Here is a 21,076-nt window from a genome sequence, read left to right as displayed (position 1 = left end):
AAAAACCTTTTTCGGTAACAGCTTCCTGCATCCAGTCCCGCTTCGTCCTACACATTCATTGTCCTCTCAAAGCCACGTCCCACGGCCCCTGGCGACTATTCTGAACAATTCTTCAGCGCTCGTTTGTCAAGTTGGCCGCTTGATTGCATATGCTTGTATGTACAAGTAAATATGTGTGCGTATGAGTCGTCAGGGAGGCGTCGCGCACCCACCTAGTTTCCGCTTGTGCCGGGTATCTCCGGCACTGGCTCGCTTGCCCACTGCCTGGGCGGGTTCGGACGATCGCAGAGGAGTTTTTTCGTGACTGAGAATACCCAGAAACCTACCGCCACCTTCACCAAGCGCCGTGACGTCGAAATCCGTGCCGCCCGTGGCAACAAGCTGACCGCCAAGAGCTGGCTGACCGAAGCGCCGCTGCGGATGCTGATGAACAACCTCGACCCGCAGGTGGCCGAGAACCCCAAGGAACTGGTGGTGTACGGTGGTATCGGTCGCGCCGCGCGCAACTGGGAGTGCTACGACAAGATCGTCGAAAGCCTGACCCACCTGAATGACGACGAAACCCTGCTGGTCCAGTCCGGCAAGCCGGTCGGCGTGTTCAAGACCCACAGCAACGCCCCGCGCGTGCTGATCGCCAACTCCAACCTGGTGCCGCACTGGGCCACCTGGGAACACTTCAACGAACTGGATGCCAAGGGCCTGGCCATGTACGGCCAGATGACCGCCGGCAGCTGGATCTACATCGGCAGTCAGGGCATCGTCCAGGGCACCTATGAAACCTTCGTCGAAGCCGGCCGCCAGCACTACGACAACAACCTCAAGGGCCGCTGGGTCCTGACCGCCGGCCTCGGTGGCATGGGTGGCGCCCAGCCGCTGGCCGCGACCCTGGCCGGAGCCTGTTCGCTGAACATCGAGTGCCAGCAGACCAGCATCGACTTCCGTCTCAAGACCCGCTACGTCGACGAGCAGGCCAAGGACCTGGATGACGCCCTGGCCCGTATCGCCAAGTACACCGCCGAAGGCAAGGCGATCTCCATCGCCCTGTGTGGCAACGCCGCCGAAATCCTCCCGGAACTGGTTCGTCGCGGCGTGCGCCCGGACATGGTCACCGACCAGACCAGCGCCCACGACCCGCTCAACGGCTACCTGCCGGCCGGCTGGACCTGGGAAGAGTACCGCGCCCGCGCGCAGACCGAACCGGCCGCCGTGGTGAAGGCCGCCAAGCAGTCGATGGCGGTGCACGTCAAGGCGATGCTGGCGTTCCAGAAACAAGGCATCCCGACCTTCGACTACGGCAACAACATCCGCCAGATGGCCCAGGAAGAGGGCGTCGAGAACGCCTTCGACTTCCCCGGCTTCGTACCGGCCTACATCCGTCCGCTGTTCTGCCGTGGCATCGGCCCGTTCCGCTGGGCGGCGCTGTCGGGCGATCCGCAGGACATCTACAAGACCGACGCCAAGGTCAAGGAACTGATCCCGGACGACGCCCACCTGCACAACTGGCTGGACATGGCGCGCGAGCGCATCAGCTTCCAGGGCCTGCCGGCGCGTATCTGCTGGGTTGGCCTGGGCCTGCGCGCCAAGCTCGGCCTGGCATTCAACGAAATGGTCCGCAGCGGCGAGCTGTCGGCGCCGATCGTGATCGGTCGCGACCACCTGGACTCCGGCTCGGTGGCAAGCCCCAACCGTGAAACCGAGTCGATGCAGGACGGTTCCGATGCCGTCTCCGACTGGCCGCTGCTCAACGCCCTGCTCAACACCGCCAGCGGCGCGACCTGGGTTTCGCTGCACCACGGCGGCGGCGTCGGCATGGGCTTCTCCCAGCACTCGGGCATGGTCATCGTCTGCGACGGTACCGACGAGGCGGCCGCGCGGATCGCCCGTGTACTGCACAACGACCCGGCGACCGGGGTCATGCGTCATGCCGATGCCGGCTATCAGATCGCTATCGACTGCGCGAAGGAGCAGGGCCTGAACCTGCCGATGATTACCGGAAAATAAGGTATCGCGGGGGACGCTGAATGGAATGCGTCCCCTGTGGGAGCCGGCTTGCTGGCGATGGCGGTGGATCGGTCCGCCGAGGCGTTGCCTGACACGACGCCATCGCCAGCAAGCCGGCTCCCACAGGGGTGTGTTTCGCAAGTGATGCCTGAACACCGAAAGACAATCCATCAGAGGTTGAACGATAAATGGCTGTTTCGAATGATCGTGCAAGCACCAAACCGTTGATCGAAAGGCGTTCGATCGACTACATCCCGGAAGCGGAAAGACACGGTCGTCTACTCAGTCAGTTCACCCTGTGGTTGGGCGCCAACCTGCAGATCACCGCGATTGTCACCGGTGCGCTGGCGGTGGTGCTCGGTGGCGACGTGTACTGGTCGCTGGTCGGTCTGCTGCTCGGGCAACTGCTCGGCGGCGGGGTGATGGCGCTGCATGCCGCCCAGGGGCCGCAGCTCGGCCTGCCGCAGATGATCTCCAGCCGCGTGCAGTTCGGTGTCTACGGGGCGGTGATTCCGCTGGTGCTGGTGTGCCTGATGTACATCGGCTTCTCGGCCAGCGGTTCGCTGCTGGCCGGGCAGGCGGTGGCGCAACTGCTGCACGTCGAGGACTGGGTCGGCATCGTGCTGTTCGCCGCCTCGATCCTGGTCTTCACCATCTTCGGCTACCGGGTGATCCACGGTATCGGCCGCGTCGCCAGCGTGCTGGGGGTGATCGCCTTCATCTACCTGTTCTACAAACTGCTGGCGGGCAACGATATTGCCGCGTTGCTGGCCAACAAGCATTTCTCCCTGGCGAGTTTCCTGCTGGCGGTGTCGCTGTCGGCGTCCTGGCAGATCGCGTTCGGTCCTTATGTGGCGGACTACTCGCGCTACCTGCCGCGCAGCACGTCGGCGTCGAAAACCTTCTGGGCCGTGGGCCTGGGATCGGTGATCGGCTCCCAGGCGTCGATGGTCTTCGGCGTGTTCGCCGCGGCCCTGGCCGGTTCGCAGTTCGCCCATCACGAGGTCTCGTTCATCGTCAGCCTCGGTGGCACCGGCGTGATCGCCGCGGCGCTGTACTTCGCCGTCGCCTTCGGCAAGGTCACCGTGACCACGCTCAATGCCTACGGCAGCTTCATGTCGATCGCCACCATCATCAGCGGTTTCCGTGGCAACCGGCACATCGGCAGCGGCGTGCGCCTGCTGTACATCTTCATCATGGTCAGCCTCGCGGCGGCCCTGGCGCTGCTCGGCAAGGATTCGTTCCTCAAGGAGTTCTCCGCCTTCATCCTGTTCCTGCTGGCGTTCTTCACGCCCTGGAGCGCGATCAACCTGGTGGACTTCTACTGCATCACCAAGGAGCGCTACGACATTCCCGCGCTGTCCGATCCCAACGGCCGCTACGGGCGCTGGAACATCATGGGCATCGGCATCTATGTGTTCGGCGTGCTGATCCAGATGCCGTTCATCTCCACGCATTTCTACACCGGTCCCCTGGTGGCGACTCTGGGCGATACCGATATCTCCTGGATCATCGGCCTGGTGGTTCCGGCAGCGCTGTACTACTTCGCCGCGAAGAAGTGGCACGGCGCCGTTCCTGATCGTTTGATCCTGCCGCCAGAGCAGGGCGAGGTCGCAGCACCCAAGGCCAATGGTCGGGTCCAGCCGTCGTCGGTGGCCTGACTCCCGAGCCTGAACAACACGTGGACAGGGCCCCTCGCGGGCCAACCCGGGCCGGATGCCTCTTGACTGCCGTTAACCCATTCATGATTAGGAGCGTCACATAATGAAAATGAAAAAGACCCTGCTGACCACGGCGTTGTCTCTCGGCCTGTTGACCGCAGCTGGCGCCAGCCAGGCCGCCGGCTGGTGCGAGTCCGGCAAGCCGGTGAAGTTCGCGGGCCTCAATTGGGAAAGCGGCATGTTGCTGACCGACGTCCTGCAGTTCGTCCTGGAAAAAGGCTACGACTGCAAGACCGACAGCCTGCCGGGCAACTCCATCACCATGGAGAACGCCCTGAGCACCAACGATATCCAGGTCTTCGCCGAGGAGTGGGTTGGCCGCAGCGAGGTCTGGAACAAGGCCGAGAAGGCCGGCAAGGTCGTCGGCGTCGGTGCGCCGGTGGTCGGGGCCATCGAAGGCTGGTATGTGCCGCGTTATGTGGTCGAGGGCGACGCCAAGCGCAAGCTCGAGGCCAAGGCACCGAACCTGAAGAACATCGCCGACCTGGCGCAGTACGCCTCGGTGTTCAAGGATCCGGAAGAACCGGGCAAGGGCCGTTTCTACAACTGCCCGGCCGGCTGGACCTGCGAGCTGGACAACAGCGAGATGCTCAAGAGCTACGGCCTGGAAAATTCCTACACCAACTTCCGTCCAGGGACCGGGCCGGCTCTGGATGCCGCGGTGCTGTCGAGCTACAAGCGTGGCGAGCCGATCCTGTTCTACTACTGGTCGCCGACGCCGCTGATGGGCCAGGTCGACCTGATCAAGCTGGACGAGAAGCCGGGTGTCGACAAGAGTGTGAGCATCAAGGTCGGCCTGTCCAGGACGTTCCATGACGAAGCGCCCGAGCTGGTGGCCGTGCTGGAGAAGGCCAACCTGCCGATCGACCTGCTCAACCAGAACCTGGGGCGCATGAGCAAGGAGCGGATCGAGTCGCCGAAGCTGGCGAAAATCTTCCTCAAGGAACACCCTGAGGTCTGGCAGGCCTGGGTCAGCGCTGACGCTGCCAAGAAAATCAACGCGGCTCTGTAGGTCGTCTACCTCCCGGTCAACCGAGAGGCTGGCCGGGAAGTTCGCTACACCCACTTGATCGAGAGTTTCCAATGTTTCCCGAGAATTTCACGTTTTCCATCGCCGACTGGGTCAATGGTTGGGTCGATTCGCTGGTGACCAACTACGGTGATGTGTTCCGCCACATCTCCGATACCCTGCTGTGGGCCATCGTCAACCTGGAGAGCCTGCTGCGCATGGTGCCGTGGTGGCTGATGCTGGCCATCGTCGGCGGTATCGCCTGGCATGCCACCCGCAAGCTGGTCAGCACGGCGGTGATCGTCGGCCTGCTGTTCCTGGTGGGGGCGGTCGGCCTGTGGGACAAGCTGATGCAGACCCTGGCGCTGATGCTGGTGGCGACGCTGATCTCGGTGCTGATCGGGATCCCGCTGGGCATCCTGTCGGCGCGCAGCGACCGCCTGCGTTCGGTGCTGATGCCGCTGCTGGACATCATGCAGACCATGCCCAGCTTCGTGTACCTGATCCCGGTGCTGATGCTGTTCGGCCTGGGCAAGGTTCCGGCGATCTTCGCCACGGTGATCTACGCCGCGCCGCCGCTGATCCGCCTGACCGACCTGGGCATCCGCCAGGTGGATGGCGAGGTGATGGAAGCGATCAACGCCTTCGGTGCCAACCGCTGGCAGCAACTGTTCGGCGTGCAACTGCCGCTGGCCCTGCCGAGCATCATGGCCGGGATCAACCAGACCACCATGATGGCCCTGTCGATGGTGGTGATCGCCTCGATGATCGGTGCCCGTGGCCTGGGCGAAGACGTGCTGGTGGGCATCCAGACCCTCAACGTCGGGCGTGGCCTCGAAGCGGGCCTGGCCATCGTGATTCTCGCCGTGGTCATCGACCGCATTACCCAGGCCTATGGTCGTCCGCGCCATGAGGTGAGCAAATGACTGATTCCATCGTCAGCAAGATCGAAGTCAGGAACGTCTTCAAGATCTTCGGTTCGCGCTCCAGTGACGCGCTGAACCTGATCCGCCAGGGCAAGACCAAGGACCAGGTACTGGCCGAGACCGGTTGCGTGGTCGGGGTCAATGACTTGTCGCTGAGCATCGGCACCGGCGAGATCTTCGTGATCATGGGCCTGTCGGGTTCCGGCAAGTCGACCCTGGTGCGCCACTTCAACCGCCTGATCGATCCCACCAGCGGGGCGATCCTGGTCGATGGCGTGGACATCCTGCAGCACGACATGGATGCCCTGCGCGAATTCCGTCGGCACAAGATCAGCATGGTGTTCCAGAGCTTCGGCCTGCTGCCCCACAAGACCGTGCTGGACAACGTCGCCTATGGCCTCAAGGTGCGTGGCGAGAGCAAGCAACTTTGCGCAGAGCGTGCGCGGCACTGGATCAACACCGTGGGCCTCAAGGGCTACGAGAACAAGTACCCGCACCAGCTGTCGGGCGGCATGCGCCAGCGCGTCGGCCTGGCCCGGGCCCTGGCGGCGGACACCGACATCATCCTGATGGACGAGGCCTTCAGTGCCCTCGACCCGCTGATCCGCGCCGAGATGCAGGACCAGTTGCTCGAGCTGCAGAAGACCCTGCACAAGACCATCGTGTTCATCACCCATGACCTCGACGAGGCGGTGCGTATCGGCAACCGCATTGCGATTCTCAAGGATGGCCGGCTGATTCAGGTGGGTACGCCGCGGGAGATTCTGCATTCGCCGGCGGACGAGTATGTGGACCGCTTCGTTCAGCGGCGGGCGGCGACCGTATGAGACGAGCCTTGTGGCTGGCGTGCCGCCGTTGTGGCGAGGGGGCTTGCCCCCGCTGGGCTGCGTCGCAGCCCCAGAGCCTGTCGTCGGGCTGAAATATTTGCGACCGCTTCGCGCTCGAACGGGGGCAAGCCCCCTCGCCACCAGCGTTAACCACCAGGATTTGTGTGAGGCTTCAAATGTCCCAGGCTGAAAGAGTCGTTATCGCCGATGCGCCGTTGCGCTGGCAGGATGTGGTCGCGGTCGCCCGTCACGGTGCGCTGCTGGAGCTGGCGCCGCAGACCTGGGCGCGGGTCGACAACGCCCAGGCGATCGTCCAGCGCATCGTCGTCAGCGGCGAGCGCGCCTATGGCATCAATACTGGCCTGGGCGCGCTGTCCAATGTATCGCTGTCCGGCGAGCAATTGAGCCAGCTGTCGCGCAATACCCTGCTCAGCCACGCCTGCGGCGTCGGCCCGGCGCTGGCCGACGAACAGACCCGGGCGATCATCTGCGCGGCGGTCATCAACTACAGCCAGGGCAAGTCCGGCCTGCATCGCCAGGTGGTCGAGGCGCTGCTGGCGCTGCTCAACCGCGGCATCACCCCGCAGGTGCCATCCCAAGGCTCGGTCGGCTACCTGACCCACATGGCCCACGTCGGTGTGGCCCTGCTCGGGGTCGGCCAGGTCAGCTATCGTGGGCGTATCGTGCCTGCCGCGCAGGCCCTGGCCGAGGAAGGCCTGCAGCCGGTGGTGCTGGGTGCCAAGGACGGATTGTGCCTGGTCAACGGCACGCCGTGCATGACCGGCCTGAGCTGCCTGGCCCTGGCCGACGCGCACCGCCTGGTGCAATGGGCCGACGTCACCGCGGCGATGAGTTTCGAGGCCCTGCGCGGGCAGATCGCCGCGTTCGATGCCGAGATCATCGCGCTCAAGCCGCATCCGGGCATGCAACAGGTCGGCGCGAACCTGCGTGGCCTGCTCGACGGCAGCGAAGTGATCGCCGCGAGCAAGGGCATCCGCACCCAGGATGCCCTGAGCATCCGCTCGATCCCGCAGGTGCATGGCGCGGCCCGCGACCAACTGACCCATGCCACCCGGCAGGTCGAGATCGAACTCAACGGCTGCACCGACAACCCGCTGCTGCTCGGCACCCCGGACAATTTCCGGGTGATGTCCCAGGCCAACCCCCACGGCCAGTCGGTGGCACTGGCAGCGGATCTGCTGGCGATCGCCATGGCGGAGATCGGCTCGATCGCCGAACGCCGCCTCGACCGCCTGATCAACCCGCATGTCAGTGGCCTGCCGGCGTTCCTGGTCAGCCAGCCGGGTGTCAACTCGGGAATGATGATCGTGCAGTACGTCGCCGCGTCCCTGTGCGCGCAGAACCGCCAGTTGGCACAGCCGGCGGTGCTCGACAACTACGTGACCTCGGGTCTGCAGGAAGATCACCTGAGCCTGGGCACCAACGCCGCGTTGAAGTTGCACCAGGTCCTGGAGAATTGCACGCAGATCCTCGCCATCGAGTACCTGCTGGCGGCCCAGGCCTTCGAATTCCTCAAGGCGCAGCGCTTCGGTACCGGCACCGACATTGCCTGGAAACTCCTGCGCGAGCACGTGCCGGCCTATGAGCAGGACCGCTGGCTGGCACCGGACATCGCCACCGTGGCGGCGCTGCTGCGCGACCCGTGGCTCTTGCCCGAAAGATTGCCGAACCTGAACTGATGCAAACAAAGATAGCCAGCGTGCCAAGGCGCCATCCGCTCAAGAAGCGGATAGCGACGGATAACGGAAGCTTCCGGAGCGACTGGCAGTTGATAACACTCTCAAAAGGAGCATGAATGTGACTGCGTTGAACCTTATTCCCGGCCAGTTGACCCTGGCGCAACTGCGTACCGTGTACCAACAGCCGGTGCAACTGAGCCTGGACGCCAGCGCTGACGCGCAGATCGACGCCAGCGTCGCCTGCGTCGAGCAGATCCTCGCCGAGAACCGTACCGCCTACGGTATCAATACCGGTTTCGGCCTGCTGGCCTCGACCCGCATCGCCAGCGCCGACCTGGAAAACCTCCAGCGTTCGCTGGTGCTGTCCCATGCCGCCGGGGTCGGCGAGCCGATCAGCGACGAGCTGGTCCGGCTGATCATGGTGCTCAAGGTCAACAGCCTGAGCCGCGGTTTCTCCGGCATCCGCCGGCAGGTGATCGACGCGCTGATCGCCCTGGTCAATGCCGAGGTCTACCCGCACATTCCGCTCAAGGGCTCCGTTGGCGCTTCCGGTGACCTGGCGCCACTGGCGCACATGTCGCTGGTGCTGCTCGGCGAAGGCAAGGCCCGCTACCAGGGCCAGTGGCTGGACGCCCCGGCCGCGCTGAAGCAGGCCGGCCTGCAACCGCTGACCCTGGCGGCGAAGGAAGGCCTGGCGTTGCTCAACGGCACCCAGGTGTCCACCGCGTTCGCCCTGCGTGGCCTGTTCGAGGGCGAGGACCTGTTCGCCGGGGCGCTGGTCGCCGGTGGCCTGACCGTCGAGGCGGTGCTGGGTTCGCGTTCGCCGTTCGACGCGCGTATCCACGAAGCCCGTGGCCAACGCGGCCAGATCGACGCCGCCGCGAGCTATCGTCACCTGCTCGGTGAGCGTAGCGAGGTGTCCGATTCGCACCAGAACTGCGAGAAGGTCCAGGACCCTTACTCCCTGCGCTGCCAGCCGCAGGTCATGGGCGCCTGCCTGACCCAATTCCGCCAGGCGGCCGAAGTGCTGGTGGTCGAGGCCAACGCCGTGTCCGACAACCCGCTGGTGTTCGCCGCCCAGGGTGATGTGATCTCCGGTGGCAACTTCCACGCCGAGCCGGTGGCCATGGCCGCCGACAACATGGCCCTGGCGATTGCCGAGATCGGTTCGCTGAGCGAGCGGCGCATCTCGCTGATGATGGACAAGCACATGTCGCAACTGCCGCCGTTCCTGGTGGCCAACGGTGGCGTCAACTCCGGTTTCATGATCGCCCAGGTGACGGCGGCGGCGCTGGCCAGCGACAACAAGGCCCTGGCGCATCCGCACAGCGTCGACAGCCTGCCGACTTCGGCGAACCAGGAGGACCACGTGTCGATGGCGCCGGCTGCCGGCAAGCGTCTGTGGGAAATGGCCGAGAACACCCGTGGGATTCTCGCCGTCGAGTGGCTGGCCGCCTGCCAGGGCCTGGACCTGCGCAATGGCCTGAAGACCTCGCCGACCCTGGAAAGCGCTCGCGCGACCTTGCGCGAAAAGGTCGCCTACTACGACAAGGACCGTTTCTTCGCGCCGGACATCGAGGCCGCCACCGAGCTGTTGGCGTCGCGCTGCCTGACCGCGCTGGTTCCGGCGAAGTTGCTGCCGAGCCTGTAAGCGTTACACAGGAACAGACTGATTTATTCGGCGGCAAGACCTTCTGTGGCGAGCGGGCTCGCCCGCGCTGGGGCGCGAAGCGGCCCTGAAGTCAGGCGCCGCGTTACCCAGGTGGTAACGCGAGTGCTGATTTACGGCTGCTGCGCAGCCGAGCGTGGGCAAGCCCACTCGCCACACAGGCATGTGCCAGGATAGCCACCGGGCAGATGCTTTTTGCCTGAGCGGGTCGGGTTGGGTACTCTGCGACCCCTTTTTGCGGCCGGGTGGCCGCAAGACCTTCGCCCCAAGTCTGATTCTTGTCGACCTGTACCGATAAGAATAATTAAGGACGAGTAATGCAACAGCCAGTAAAAGGTTTGAAACGCGGGCTTTCCGCCCGACACATTCGCTTCATGGCCCTGGGCTCCGCCATCGGCACGGGCCTGTTCTACGGCTCCGCCTCGGCGATCCAGATGGCCGGCCCGGCCGTGCTGCTGGCCTACCTGATCGGTGGCGCCGCCGTGTTCATGGTGATGCGCGCCCTCGGCGAGATGGCGGTGCACAACCCGGTGTCCGGTTCCTTCGGCCAGTACGCCAGTACTTACGTCGGCCCGATGTCGGGCTTCATCCTCGGCTGGACCTATGCCTTCGAGATGGTCATCGTCGGTCTGGCCGACGTCACCGCGTTCGGCATCTACATGGGCTTCTGGTTCCCGGAGGTCGATCGCTGGATCTGGGTCCTGGGCATCGTGTTCTTCATCGGCGCGCTGAACCTGTGCGCGGTGAAGGTCTTCGGCGAGATGGAATTCTGGCTGTCGCTGCTCAAGGTCGGCGCGATCGTCGCGATGATCCTCGGCGGCTTCGGCATCATGTTCTTCGGCATCAGTACCGCCACGCCGTCTGCCGAGGTCGGTTTCGGCAACCTCTGGACCCATGGCGGCTTCATGCCCAATGGCGTGGCCGGCATCATCGCCTCCTTTGCCGTGGTGATGTTCGCCTTCGGCGGCATCGAGATCATCGGCGTCACCGCAGGCGAGGCGCGTGACCCGCAGCGGGTCATTCCCAAGGCGATCAACGCGGTGCCGGTACGCATCCTGCTGTTCTATGTGCTGACCCTGCTGGTGCTGATGTGCATCTACCCCTGGCCGCAGATCGGCAGCCAGGGCAGCCCGTTCGTGCAGATCTTCCAGAACCTGGGGATCGGCTCGGCGGCGACCATTCTCAATATCGTGGTGATCTCGGCGGCGGTGTCGGCGATCAACAGCGATATCTTCGGCGCCGGCCGCATGATGTACGGCCTGGCCCAGCAAGGCCAGGCGCCCAAGGCCTTTGCCACGCTGTCCCGCGCCGGCGTGCCGTGGATGACCGTGGTGGTGATGGGGGCGGCTTTGCTCCTCGGCGTGCTGCTGAACTACCTGATCCCGGAAAACGTGTTCCTGCTGATCGCCTCGATCGCCACCTTCGCCACCGTCTGGGTGTGGATCATGATCCTGATCACCCAGGTCGCCATGCGCCGCTCGATGAGCCGCGAAGAGGCGGCCCAGCTCAAGTTCCCCGTGCCGTTCTGGCCGTATGCGCCGATCGCCGCCATCACCTTCATGGTCTTCATCTTCGGCGTGCTGGGCTGGTTCCCGGACAGCCGGCCGGCGCTGATCGTCGGTGCGGTGTGGATCGGCCTGCTGGTGCTGGCGTACCTGGTCTGGGTCAAGCCGGCGGCCGCCCAGGCGGCACGAGTCGCACAAGATCCTTCCCTGTCTCACCGATAGCCCACGGAGGTCCCGGATGAAAACGCTCTGGCAGAACTGTCACGTTGCAAGCATGGCGCAAGGCACCTATTCGATCATCGAGGATGCCGCCATCGTGACCGTGGCGTCGAAGATCGACTGGATCGGCCCGCGCGCCGAACTGCCGGCCGCGGATTATCCACAGGTCCATGACCTGGGCGGGGCCTGGGTAACGCCGGGGCTGGTCGACTGCCACACCCACACGGTGTTCGGCGGCAACCGCAGTGGCGAGTTCGAACAGCGCCTGCAGGGTGTCAGCTATGCCGAGATCGCCGCTGCCGGCGGCGGTATCGCCAGCACCGTGCGGGCGACCCGCGCGGCCAGCGAGGAGCAACTGTTCGCCAGCGCCCGGCAGCGCCTGAGCTGCCTGTTGCGCGATGGCGTGACCAGCGTCGAGATCAAGTCCGGCTACGGCCTGGACCTGGAAAACGAACGCAAGATGCTCAGGGTGGCCCGTCGCCTTGGTGAGGAACTGCCGGTCAGCGTACGCGCCACCTGCCTGGCGGCTCATGCGTTGCCACCCGAATACAAGGACCGTGCCGATGACTACATCGAACACATCTGCAACGAGATGCTCCCGGCCCTGGCGGCCGAGGGTCTGGTGGATGCGGTCGATGCGTTCTGTGAATACCTGGCTTTTTCCCCGGAGCAGGTCGAGCGGCTGTTCAGGGTCGCGCAGCGCCTGGGCCTGCCGGTGAAACTGCATGCCGAGCAGTTGTCCTCGCTGCACGGTTCGAGCCTGGCGGCACGCTACCAGGCGCTGTCGGCCGATCACCTGGAGTTCATGACCGAGGAAGACGCCATCGCCATGGCGGCGGCGGGCACGGTGGCGGTGTTGTTGCCCGGTGCCTTCTATTTCCTGCGTGAAACCCAGCTGCCGCCGATGGATGCCCTGCGCCGGCACGGGGTGAAGATCGCCATCGCCACCGACCTCAACCCCGGGACTTCGCCGGGCCTGTCCCTGCGCCTGATGCTGAACATGGCCTGCACGCTGTTCCGCATGACCCCGGAAGAGGCCCTGGCCGGAGTCACCCTGCACGCTGCCACCGCGCTGGGCATGGGCGACACCCATGGATCCCTGGAGGTCGGCAAGGTGGCCGACTTCGTCGCCTGGCAGATCGATCGGCCGGCGGACCTGGCCTACTGGCTGGGCGGCGACCTGGACAAACGCGTGGTACGCCACGGCATCGAAGTACTGATTTAGGAGAGTGGTGGTGGATAACGTCCTGAACTTCAAGAAAGGCCGCGTGCCGCTGCTGATCAGCATGCCCCACGCCGGGCTGAAACTGACACCGGCGGTCCGTGACGGGCTGGTTCCCGAAGCCCTTGGCCTGCCGGACACCGATTGGCATATTCCCAGGCTCTATGACTTCGCCGAGGAACTGGGCGCCAGCACCCTGGCGGCCGAGTACTCGCGTTTCGTCATCGACCTCAATCGTCCGTCGGATGACAAGCCGCTCTATGTCGGTGCCACTACCGGGCTCTTCCCGGCGACGCTGTTCGATGGCGTGCCGCTGTTCCAGGACGGTCGCGCGCCATCCGCGCAGGAGCGGGCGGGTTATCTGAAGCAGGTCTGGACGCCGTACCACCGGACCCTGCAGGAGGAACTGGCGCGGCTCAAGGCCGAGTTCGGCTATGCGCTGCTGTTCGACGCGCACTCGATCCGTTCGGTGATCCCGCACCTGTTCGAAGGCCAGTTGCCAGACTTCAACCTCGGCACCTTCAATGGCGCCAGTTGCGATGCGCAACTGGCAGCGCGGCTGGAGGGCATCTGCGCCGGACACCCGGCCTACAGCCACGTGCTGAACGGGCGCTTCAAGGGCGGGCACATCACGCGCCACTACGGCAACCCGGCCGAGCATATCCATGCCGTGCAACTGGAACTGGGCCAGCGCAACTACATGGAGGAGTTCGAACCGTTCAACTACCGCAGCGATCTGGCCGAGCCGACCCAGGTGGTGCTCAGGGAGCTGCTGGAGGGCTTGCTGGCCTGGGGACGCGAGCGCTACGGGCGCTGAAATGGAGGTGCCAGTCGGGGAGTGGGCGCCCAGCCTTGCTCATGACCGTGTTGTTTGCGCGGGGAGGCCTAGCCGGGGAGCACTTCGATGCCGGGGCTGAGAAAGTCGATGTGGTACCCGTTGAGCCCATCGCCCAGTGCGACATGCACGCCCCGGATGCCTTCGTTTATCGGTGAGTTGCGCAGGTAGCTGATGTTTGGCCCGATGGCGTCGTTCACACCGATGGCGAACTCGCTCAGATACAGCCCGCGGTGCCCGGCGGCCTGGCCCAGCAACTCGAGATATTCCTCCCCTGCGACCTTGAATGAGAGCACCTGGTTGTGTTCGATGCGCAACCAGGCATCCTGGTGGGCGACCCGCTCGGCCAACCGCCGCATGTCGTCCACCAGCGTGTCGGGTAACGGTCGAGCCCGGCTGCTTCGCGACAGCAGCAGACCACTGACATGCAGGATGCCGCTGACCTGGAAAATATCCGGGCAGTCGGGCCGCATGTGGGCGTAATGCACTTCGAACAGTTCGGTGACCGAGAGCACGAAGCTGTCGCCGATCTCGTTGCGTGTCAGGGCGTAGGGGGCGCAGTTGCCATCGAGCCAGACCTCGGCCCGGCTGTTGGCGCTGGTCAGGTGCAGGCGGTGCAGGCCGCTGAGCAGCGCCAGGTAGTGTTGCTGACGCCTGAGACAATCGACGAAGTCGCAGCGCAGCAACAGCATCAGGCTATAGAGTGCGTTTTCCAGGCCGGTATCGAAGGCATGCAGCGGGCACAGCAGGGTCTGCTTGTGCGCGGTGCGCGCCGCTCGCTGATAGAGTTGCCGGGCGCCCTGGGGGGAGAAGGAAAATGCCAGGCTCTGGGCCGGCAGCCGTTCCAGGCTGCTCAGGAGACTGGCTTCCAGGCCCAGTTCACGTAGGCCCCGGACAAACATTTCGCTGTCGGCGACGATAACGGCTTTTTCCGGATAGGCGAGCAGATCGGGCAAACGGTGCTGGTTCATGGGGGAACTCCCTGTCTTTGCTGGCTATGGGCAGCCACGGAAAGCGGCTCCTGCCGCTCGGTTTGACGCTCCTTATTGAATCGCTCATCGAGCCGACTTGAACACTGACCAAACGGCTAGTTGCCAGCAAACAACCGCGCATTTGACAAGGACATGCCGTTTGCGTGATTCGGGTTTATGATGCCGGACGGCAGAATCAAAGATGTCCACCTAATGGCCACACAGGCCAGCAAGGATGACCCCGACCCTTACGGAGCGCGTGATGCAGACTTTGTACCCGCAGATCAAACCCTACGCCCGGCACGATCTGGCCGTGGATGAGCCGCATGTGCTGTACGTCGACGAAAGCGGCTCGCCCGAGGGCTTGCCAGTGGTTTTCATTCACGGCGGCCCGGGGGCCGGCTGTGATGCCCAGAGCCGCTGCTACTTCGATCCCACCCTCTACCGGATCGTGACCTTCGATCAGCGTGGCTGTGGTCGATCGACGCCCCACGCCAGCCTGGAAAACAACACCACCTGGGACCTGGTGGCCGACCTGGAGCGGATTCGCGAGCACCTGGGTATCGACAAATGGGTGCTGTTCGGCGGTTCCTGGGGTTCGACCCTGGCGCTGGCCTATGCGCAAACCCACCCCGAGCGGGTTCATGGGCTGATTCTGCGCGGGATCTTCCTGGCCCGCCCCCAGGATGTCGAATGGCTCTACCAGAGCGGCGCCAGCCGCCTGTTCCCCGACTACTGGCAGGATTACGTGGCGCCGATCCCGGCGGAGGAGCGCGAGGACTTGCTCGGTGCCTTCCACAAGCGCCTGACCGGTAACGACCAGATCGCCCAGATGCACGCGGCCAAGGCCTGGTCGCTGTGGGAAGGGCGTACCGCGACCCTGCGGCCGAACCCGCTGATGGTCGATCGCTTCTCCGAGCCGCAGCGGGCCCTGTCCATTGCCCGGATCGAATGCCATTACTTCACCCACAATTCGTTCCTGGAGCCCGATCAACTGATTCGCGACATGGACCGGATCGCCCATCTGCCCGGTGTGATCGTGCATGGCCGCTACGATGCCATCTGCCCGCTGGACAACGCCTGGGCGCTGCACCAGGCCTGGCCCAACAGTGAACTGCAGGTGATTCGCGATGCCGGTCATGCCGCCTCGGAGCCGGGCATCACCGATGCGCTGGTGCGCGCCGCGAACCAGATGGCGCGACGCCTGCTCGACCTGCCGCCCGAAGAAGCATGAGGGGCCTGTTGCAGCGCGTCAGTGGCGCGCGGGTCGAAGTGGCGGGGCAGGTGGTCGGAGCCATCGACCAGGGTTTGCTGGTGCTGCTGGCGGTCGAGCCCGGGGATACCCGGGCCAGCGCCGACAAACTTCTGCATAAGCTGCTTAACTATCGGGTGTTCAGCGACCCCAGGGCAAGATGAACCTGCCCCTGGCGGACACCGGCGGCGGTTTGCTGCTGGTGTCGCAGTTCACCCTGGCTGCCGATACCCGTAGCGGGCTGCGCCCGAGCTTCTCCACGGCGGCGCCTCCGGCGCTGGCCGAAGAGCTTTTCGACTACGTGGTGGCACAGGCGCAGCGGTTGCATGGTCAGGTGGCGACGGGACGTTTCGGGGCGGACATGAAGGTTCATCTGGTCAATGATGGCCCGGTAACCTTCCTGTTACAGACCTGAAATTGAAAAAAACCGTGTATCGGGCTGAAAACAGGGCGTTTTGTCGATAAATACTTTGTTTCGCCTGATGCGTTGTAACGCCGCCTACTAGATAATCGCGCGCTACGGGGATCAGCGTTCGTTGGTCCATTTTGAATTAGGTAGAGACTTGTCCGATACCGTTTGGGGAATCATTTCGCCCGGGGGGAGTCGGAACAATGCTCGCCAACCTGGCGCATAGATAGCTAGCCGTTGGTTTTTTGATCTGTTTTCGGCGAGGGTTGCTCGTGATTGTTAGTCCCTGTAATGCACCAAAATTGACTGCCAAAGGGTTGAGAAAAGCACTGGTGACGGGCTCCGCACTGCTTTGCCTGCTCAGTGCCGGGCAAATCTTTGCATTCAATCTGGACGATGTGGCGGCCAAGGCGAAGACCCTGGCCGGGCAGAAGTACGAGGCTCCGCGCAGTAATCTGCCGAACGAATTCCGTGAGATGAAGTTCGCGGACTACCAGAAAATCCGCTTCCTGACCGACAAGGCCGAATGGGCTGACCAGAAGACGCCGTTCAAGCTGTCGTTCTATCACCAGGGCATGCACTTCGACACGCCGGTGAAAATCAACGAAATCACCGCCAACGACGTCACGGAAATCAAGTACGATCCGAGCCGTTTCGACTTCGGCGACCTGAAGTTCGATCCGAAAACCACCGAACAGCTGGGATATGCCGGCTTTCGTGTGCTTTATCCGATCAACAAGGCCGACAAGCAGGACGAGATCATGACCATGCTCGGCGCGAGTTACTTCCGCGTCGTGGGCAAGGGCCAGACCTATGGCTTGTCCGCCCGTGGCATGGCGATCGACACCGCCCTGCCGTCCGGCGAGGAATTCCCGCGCTTCACCGAGTTCTGGATCCAGCAGCCCAAGCCGACCGACAAGCACCTGGTGATCTTCGCCTTGCTTGACTCGCCACGGGCCACCGGTGCCTACCGCCTGACCCTGCGCCCGGGCGCCGACACCATCGTCGACGTCAAGGCGCAGATGTTCCTGCGTGACAAGGTCGGCAAGCTGGGCGTGGCCCCGCTGACCAGCATGTTCCTGTTCGGTGCCAACCAGCCGTCGAAAGTCCTCAACTATCGTCGTGAGCTGCATGACTCCGCGGGCCTGTCGATCCACGCCGGCAACGGCGAGTGGCTATGGCGTCCGCTGAACAATCCGAAACACCTGGCGGTGAGCAACTTCTCCGTGGAGAACCCGCGTGGTTTCGGCCTGCTGCAGCGCGGTCGCGACTTCAGCCACTACGAGGACCTCGACGACCGTTACGACAAGCGTCCAAGCGCCTGGATCGAGCCGAAGGGCGACTGGGGCAAGGGCACCGTCGACCTGGTGGAGATCCCGACCGCCGACGAAACCAACGACAACATCGTGGCTTTCTGGAACCCGGAAAAGCTCGCCCAGCCGGGTGAAGCGATGAACTTCGCCTACCGCCTGCACTGGACCCAGGACGAAGCCGCCCTGCATTCGCCGGACAGCGCCTGGGTCAAGCAGACCCTGAAGTCCACCGGCGACGTCAAGCAGTCGAACCTGATCCGCCAGCCGGATGGCAGCGTGGCCTACCTGATCGACTTCGAGGGCCCGTCCCTCAAGGCCCTGCCTGAAGATGCGCCGGTGCGCAGCCAGGTCAGCGTCGGCGACAACGCCGAACTGGTCGAGAACAGCCTGCGCTACAACCCGGAAACCCAGGGCTGGCGCCTGACCCTGCGCCTGAAGATCAAGGACCCGGGCAAGTCCACCGAACTGCGCGCCGCGCTGGTCAAGGAGATCGCTGTCGCCGAGCCGGTGAAGGCTTCCTCTCAGGTGGTCAAGGCCGACAAGGTTGCCGCCAAGTCCCAGGAGAAGCATGAGAGGGACGCGGCCAAGGCTCAGGAGAAGGACGCCGCCAAGTCTCAGGATAAAGACGCGGCCAAGGCCCAGGAGAAAGACAAGGCCAAGGACAAGAAAGAGCACGACGCCCCCGCGCCGGCTGCCGAGGCTGCCACAACCACCCCGGAACCGGCCAGGACCGAACAAGTACTGACCGAGACCTGGAGCTACCAGTTGCCTGCCGATGAGTAATTCTATCGCCCAGCCAGAGGCTCTCTCCGAGTACCTGGCGCACCTGCCGCTTAGTACCGAGCAGCGCGCCGAGTTGGCGAACTGCAAGTCGTTCGCCGAGTTGCACGAACGTCTCGGTGCGCAACCGTCCACCGACTCCGCCGAGGCTGCGCAAGCCTCGGTGGGGCGTCGCCTGACCCTCGACAGCGCCGCCGACCTGGAAGACGCCGAGATGCTCTCGGTCGACGCCAGCGGCCGGGTGTGCCTCAAGGCCACCCCGCCGATCCGGCGCACCCGCGTCGTTCCCGAGCCCTGGCGGACCAATATCCTGGTTCGTGCCTGGCGGCGCCTGACCGGGCGCAGCAATCCGCCGGCGCCCAAGGACGACCGGCGCGAGCTGCCTCATGCCCGCTGGCGGACTGTAGGCTCGATCCGACGCTATATCCTGCTGATTCTGATGCTCGGGCAGACCATCGTCGCCGGCTGGTACATGAAAGGCATCATGCCTTACCAGGGTTGGTCGCTGGTCGACCTCAACGAGGTCCTGCACCAGCCGATCCTGCAGACTGCCCGGCAGGTACTGCCCTATGTCCTGCAGACCACCATCCTGGTGATGTTCGGGATACTGTTCTGCTGGGTCTCGGCCGGTTTCTGGACCGCCCTCATGGGGTTCCTCGAACTGCTCACCGGGCATGACAAGTACCGTATCTCCGGTGCCAGCGCCGGCAGCGAGCCGATCCCGGCGGATGCCCGTACCGCGATCGTCATGCCGATCTGCAACGAGGACGTCGCGCGGGTGTTCGCCGGTCTGCGGGCGACCTTCGAGTCGGTCGCGGCTACCGGGGATCTGGATCGCTTCGATTTCTTCGTCCTCAGCGACAGCAACGACACCGATATCTGCGTGGCCGAGCAGCAGGCCTGGCTGGATGTCTGCCGCGAGGCCTCGGGCTTCGGCAAGATCTTCTACCGCCGTCGCCGTCGGCGGGTGAAGCGCAAGAGCGGCAACCTCGACGACTTCTGCCGTCGCTGGGGTGGTGACTACAAGTACATGGTGGTGCTCGACGCCGACAGCGTCATGAGCGGCGAATGCCTGACCAGCCTGGTGCGCCTGATGGAAGCCACGCCGGACGCCGGGATCATCCAGACCGCGCCACGGGCGTCGGGCATGGACACCCTGTATGCACGCATGCAGCAGTTCGCGACCCGCGTCTATGGTCCGCTGTTCACCGCCGGCCTGCACTTCTGGCAGCTGGGCGAGTCCCACTACTGGGGCCACAACGCGATCATCCGCATGAAGCCGTTCATCGAGCACTGTGCCCTGGCGCCGTTGCCCGGCAAGGGCGCGTTCGCCGGTGCGATCCTGTCCCACGACTTCGTCGAAGCCGCGTTGATGCGCCGTGCCGGCTGGGGCGTGTGGATCGCCTACGACCTGCCGGGCAGCTACGAGGAACTGCCGCCGAACCTGCTGGACGAGCTCAAGCGTGACCGCCGTTGGTGTCACGGCAACCTGATGAACTTCCGCCTGTTCCTGGTCAAGGGCATGCACCCGGTGCACCGCGCGGTGTTCCTCACCGGCGTGATGTCCTACCTGTCGGCACCGTTGTGGTTCTTCTTCCTGGTGCTGTCGACGGCGCTGCTGGCGGTCAACACGCTGATGGAGCCGCAGTACTTCCTGGAGCCGCGCCAGCTCTATCCGCTGTGGCCGCAATGGCACCCGGACAAGGCGGTGGCGCTGTTCTCCACCACCATCGTGTTGCTGTTCCTGCCCAAGCTGCTGAGCGTCATCCTGATCTGGGCCAAGGGCGCGAAAGAGTTCGGCGGCAAGTTCAAGGTGACCGTGTCGATGCTGCTGGAGATGTTGTTCTCCATGCTGCTGGCACCGGTGCGGATGATTTTCCACACCCGCTTCGTCCTGGCCGCGTTCCTCGGCTGGGCCGCGACCTGGAATTCGCCGCAGCGTGACGACGACTCCACGCCCTGGAGCGAGGCGGTACGCCGTCATGGTCCGCAGACCCTGCTCGGTGCCCTCTGGGCCCTGCTGGTGATCTGGCTGAACCCGAGCTTCCTGTGGTGGCTGGTGCCGATCGTCGGTTCGCTGATGCTGTCGATCCCGGTTTCGGTGATCTCCAGCCGGGTCAACCTGGGCCTGCGTTCCAAGGATGAGCAGTTGTTCCTCATCCCCGAGGAATACAACCCGCCCCAGGCGCTGCTGGCGACCGACGAATACACCCACGAGAATCGTTGGCACGCGCTGAACGACGGCTTCGTCCGGGCGGTGGTCGACCCGCGGCAGAACGCTCTGGCCTGTGCCCTGGCGACTTCCCGTCATCGGCAGGCCGAGCCGATCGAGTGGCTGCGCAACGAACGTGTCCGGCATGCGTTGAAAGTCGGCCCGGCGGGCCTCGACAACAACGCCCGCCTGCAATTGCTCAGCGACCCGGTAGCCCTGGGGCGCCTGCATGCACAGGTCTGGAACGAAGCCCATGGCGAGTGGCTCAATGCCTGGCGTGCGTCGGTCAAGGCCGATCCGCATGCGCCGCTGCTGCCGCTGCAACCTGCTGTGGCGGTCGGTCAACCCGCCTGATTCCGTCCCCCTGGAGCGCGCTCCAGGGGGATGCGACCTCTTGCAAGACGTTTCTCTCCCGCCTGTACCCTATTGTCATTTGGTAACAAAACATCCGCTCGACGGCCTGTTCGGGTGCGTTAGGATCGCGCCCCGAAATCGTGCCCGCCGG

Annotated in this window: 14 protein-coding genes and 1 pseudogene; 14 read left to right on the top strand and 1 reads right to left on the bottom strand. The window is 64.3% G+C overall.

All coding sequences use genetic code 11. From position 1 onward, the window contains the following. Positions 1–300: 300 nt before the first annotated feature. From hutU to hutG, 10 genes are all read left to right on the top strand, one after another. A complete protein-coding gene (gene hutU / locus K675_RS0109155) occupies positions 301–2,001 on the top strand; it encodes a urocanate hydratase (RefSeq protein ID WP_017903218.1) in 1,701 nt (566 codons plus the stop codon). 188 nt (positions 2,002–2,189) lie between these two features. Next, positions 2,190–3,662, top strand: a complete 1,473-nt coding sequence (locus K675_RS0109150) for a purine-cytosine permease family protein (protein ID WP_017903217.1) — start codon at positions 2,190–2,192, stop codon at positions 3,660–3,662. 103 nt (positions 3,663–3,765) lie between these two features. Further along, the gene (locus K675_RS0109145; RefSeq protein WP_017903216.1) at positions 3,766–4,734 is read left to right on the top strand and encodes an ABC transporter substrate-binding protein; all 969 of its coding nucleotides are present in this window, start codon (positions 3,766–3,768) and stop codon (positions 4,732–4,734) included. Positions 4,735–4,805: 71 nt separating this feature from the next. Beyond that, a complete protein-coding gene (locus tag K675_RS0109140; protein WP_017903215.1) occupies positions 4,806–5,657 on the top strand; it encodes an ABC transporter permease in 852 nt (283 codons plus the stop codon). Beyond that, positions 5,654–6,484 (top strand): quaternary amine ABC transporter ATP-binding protein, encoded by an 831-nt coding sequence (locus K675_RS30530; RefSeq protein WP_017903214.1) that lies wholly within the window; start codon positions 5,654–5,656, stop codon positions 6,482–6,484. Before K675_RS0109140 ends, K675_RS30530 begins: the two co-directional genes overlap by 4 nt. A 176-nt stretch (positions 6,485–6,660) precedes the next feature. Beyond that, entirely contained in the window at positions 6,661–8,184 is a 1,524-nt protein-coding gene (locus tag K675_RS0109130; RefSeq protein WP_017903213.1) for an HAL/PAL/TAL family ammonia-lyase, read from the top strand. 112 nt (positions 8,185–8,296) lie between these two features. Continuing rightward, on the top strand, positions 8,297–9,835 hold the full coding sequence (gene hutH, locus K675_RS0109125; protein WP_017903212.1) for a histidine ammonia-lyase: 1,539 nt from the start codon (positions 8,297–8,299) through the stop codon (positions 9,833–9,835). Between the two features lie 335 nt (positions 9,836–10,170). Then, positions 10,171–11,580 carry an amino acid permease gene (locus tag K675_RS0109120; protein ID WP_026145052.1) on the top strand — a complete coding sequence of 470 codons (1,410 nt, stop codon included), beginning with the start codon at positions 10,171–10,173 and terminating at the stop codon, positions 11,578–11,580. Between the two features lie 16 nt (positions 11,581–11,596). Next, positions 11,597–12,802: an imidazolonepropionase gene (gene hutI / locus K675_RS0109115; protein ID WP_026145051.1), complete on the top strand. Its 1,206-nt coding sequence runs from the start codon at positions 11,597–11,599 to the stop codon at positions 12,800–12,802. A gap of 10 nt (positions 12,803–12,812) precedes the next feature. Further along, entirely contained in the window at positions 12,813–13,616 is an 804-nt protein-coding gene (gene hutG / locus K675_RS0109110) for an N-formylglutamate deformylase (protein ID WP_017903209.1), read from the top strand. Positions 13,617–13,684: 68 nt separating this feature from the next. On the opposite strand, the gene K675_RS0109105 is transcribed toward hutG, so the two are convergent. Continuing rightward, a complete protein-coding gene (locus K675_RS0109105; RefSeq protein WP_017903208.1) occupies positions 13,685–14,605 on the bottom strand; it encodes a hypothetical protein in 921 nt (306 codons plus the stop codon). A 262-nt stretch (positions 14,606–14,867) separates the two neighbouring features. Between K675_RS0109105 and pip the strand changes: the two genes are divergently transcribed. The 4 genes and pseudogenes from pip (at position 14,868) to mdoH (ending at position 20,925) form a co-directional block, all read left to right on the top strand. Then, positions 14,868–15,839 (top strand): prolyl aminopeptidase, encoded by a 972-nt coding sequence (gene pip, locus K675_RS0109100; RefSeq protein ID WP_017903207.1) that lies wholly within the window; start codon positions 14,868–14,870, stop codon positions 15,837–15,839. After that, a pseudogene (dtd, locus tag K675_RS30525) lies at positions 15,836–16,272 on the top strand (D-aminoacyl-tRNA deacylase). Before pip ends, dtd begins: the two are co-directional and overlap by 4 nt. A 266-nt stretch (positions 16,273–16,538) precedes the next feature. Then, entirely contained in the window at positions 16,539–18,362 is a 1,824-nt protein-coding gene (locus K675_RS0109090; RefSeq protein WP_026145050.1) for a glucan biosynthesis protein G, read from the top strand. Next, positions 18,355–20,925, top strand: coding sequence for a glucans biosynthesis glucosyltransferase MdoH (gene mdoH / locus K675_RS0109085; protein WP_017903205.1), 2,571 nt, complete (start codon positions 18,355–18,357; stop codon positions 20,923–20,925). The genes K675_RS0109090 and mdoH overlap by 8 nt, the downstream gene beginning before the upstream one ends. Positions 20,926–21,076: the final 151 nt, after the last annotated feature.

The sequence above is a fragment of the Pseudomonas fuscovaginae SE-1 genome (assembly GCF_000364705.1).
Taxonomy (GTDB): Bacteria; Pseudomonadota; Gammaproteobacteria; order Pseudomonadales; family Pseudomonadaceae; genus Aquipseudomonas; species Aquipseudomonas fuscovaginae_A.
Note: the sequence above shows the minus strand (reverse complement) of the source record. Positions and strands in the feature narration are given on the sequence as shown.

Bases quoted from the DNA above. Each gene is read 5' to 3' on its own strand.
- K675_RS0109145 (WP_017903216.1), top strand. From the start codon at position 3,766: ATGAAAATGAAAAAGACCCTGCTGACCACGGCGTTGTCTCTCGGCCTG.
- K675_RS0109150 (WP_017903217.1), top strand. From the start codon at position 2,190: ATGGCTGTTTCGAATGATCGTGCAAGCACCAAACCGTTGATCGAAAGG.
- mdoH (WP_017903205.1), top strand. From the start codon at position 18,355: ATGAGTAATTCTATCGCCCAGCCAGAGGCTCTCTCCGAGTACCTGGCG.
- K675_RS0109140 (WP_017903215.1), top strand. From the start codon at position 4,806: ATGTTTCCCGAGAATTTCACGTTTTCCATCGCCGACTGGGTCAATGGT.
- K675_RS0109130 (WP_017903213.1), top strand. From the start codon at position 6,661: ATGTCCCAGGCTGAAAGAGTCGTTATCGCCGATGCGCCGTTGCGCTGG.
- K675_RS0109105 (WP_017903208.1), bottom strand. From the start codon at position 14,605: ATGAACCAGCACCGTTTGCCCGATCTGCTCGCCTATCCGGAAAAAGCC.
- hutH (WP_017903212.1), top strand. From the start codon at position 8,297: ATGAATGTGACTGCGTTGAACCTTATTCCCGGCCAGTTGACCCTGGCG.
- K675_RS30530 (WP_017903214.1), top strand. From the start codon at position 5,654: ATGACTGATTCCATCGTCAGCAAGATCGAAGTCAGGAACGTCTTCAAG.
- K675_RS0109120 (WP_026145052.1), top strand. From the start codon at position 10,171: ATGCAACAGCCAGTAAAAGGTTTGAAACGCGGGCTTTCCGCCCGACAC.
- hutI (WP_026145051.1), top strand. From the start codon at position 11,597: ATGAAAACGCTCTGGCAGAACTGTCACGTTGCAAGCATGGCGCAAGGC.
- pip (WP_017903207.1), top strand. From the start codon at position 14,868: ATGCAGACTTTGTACCCGCAGATCAAACCCTACGCCCGGCACGATCTG.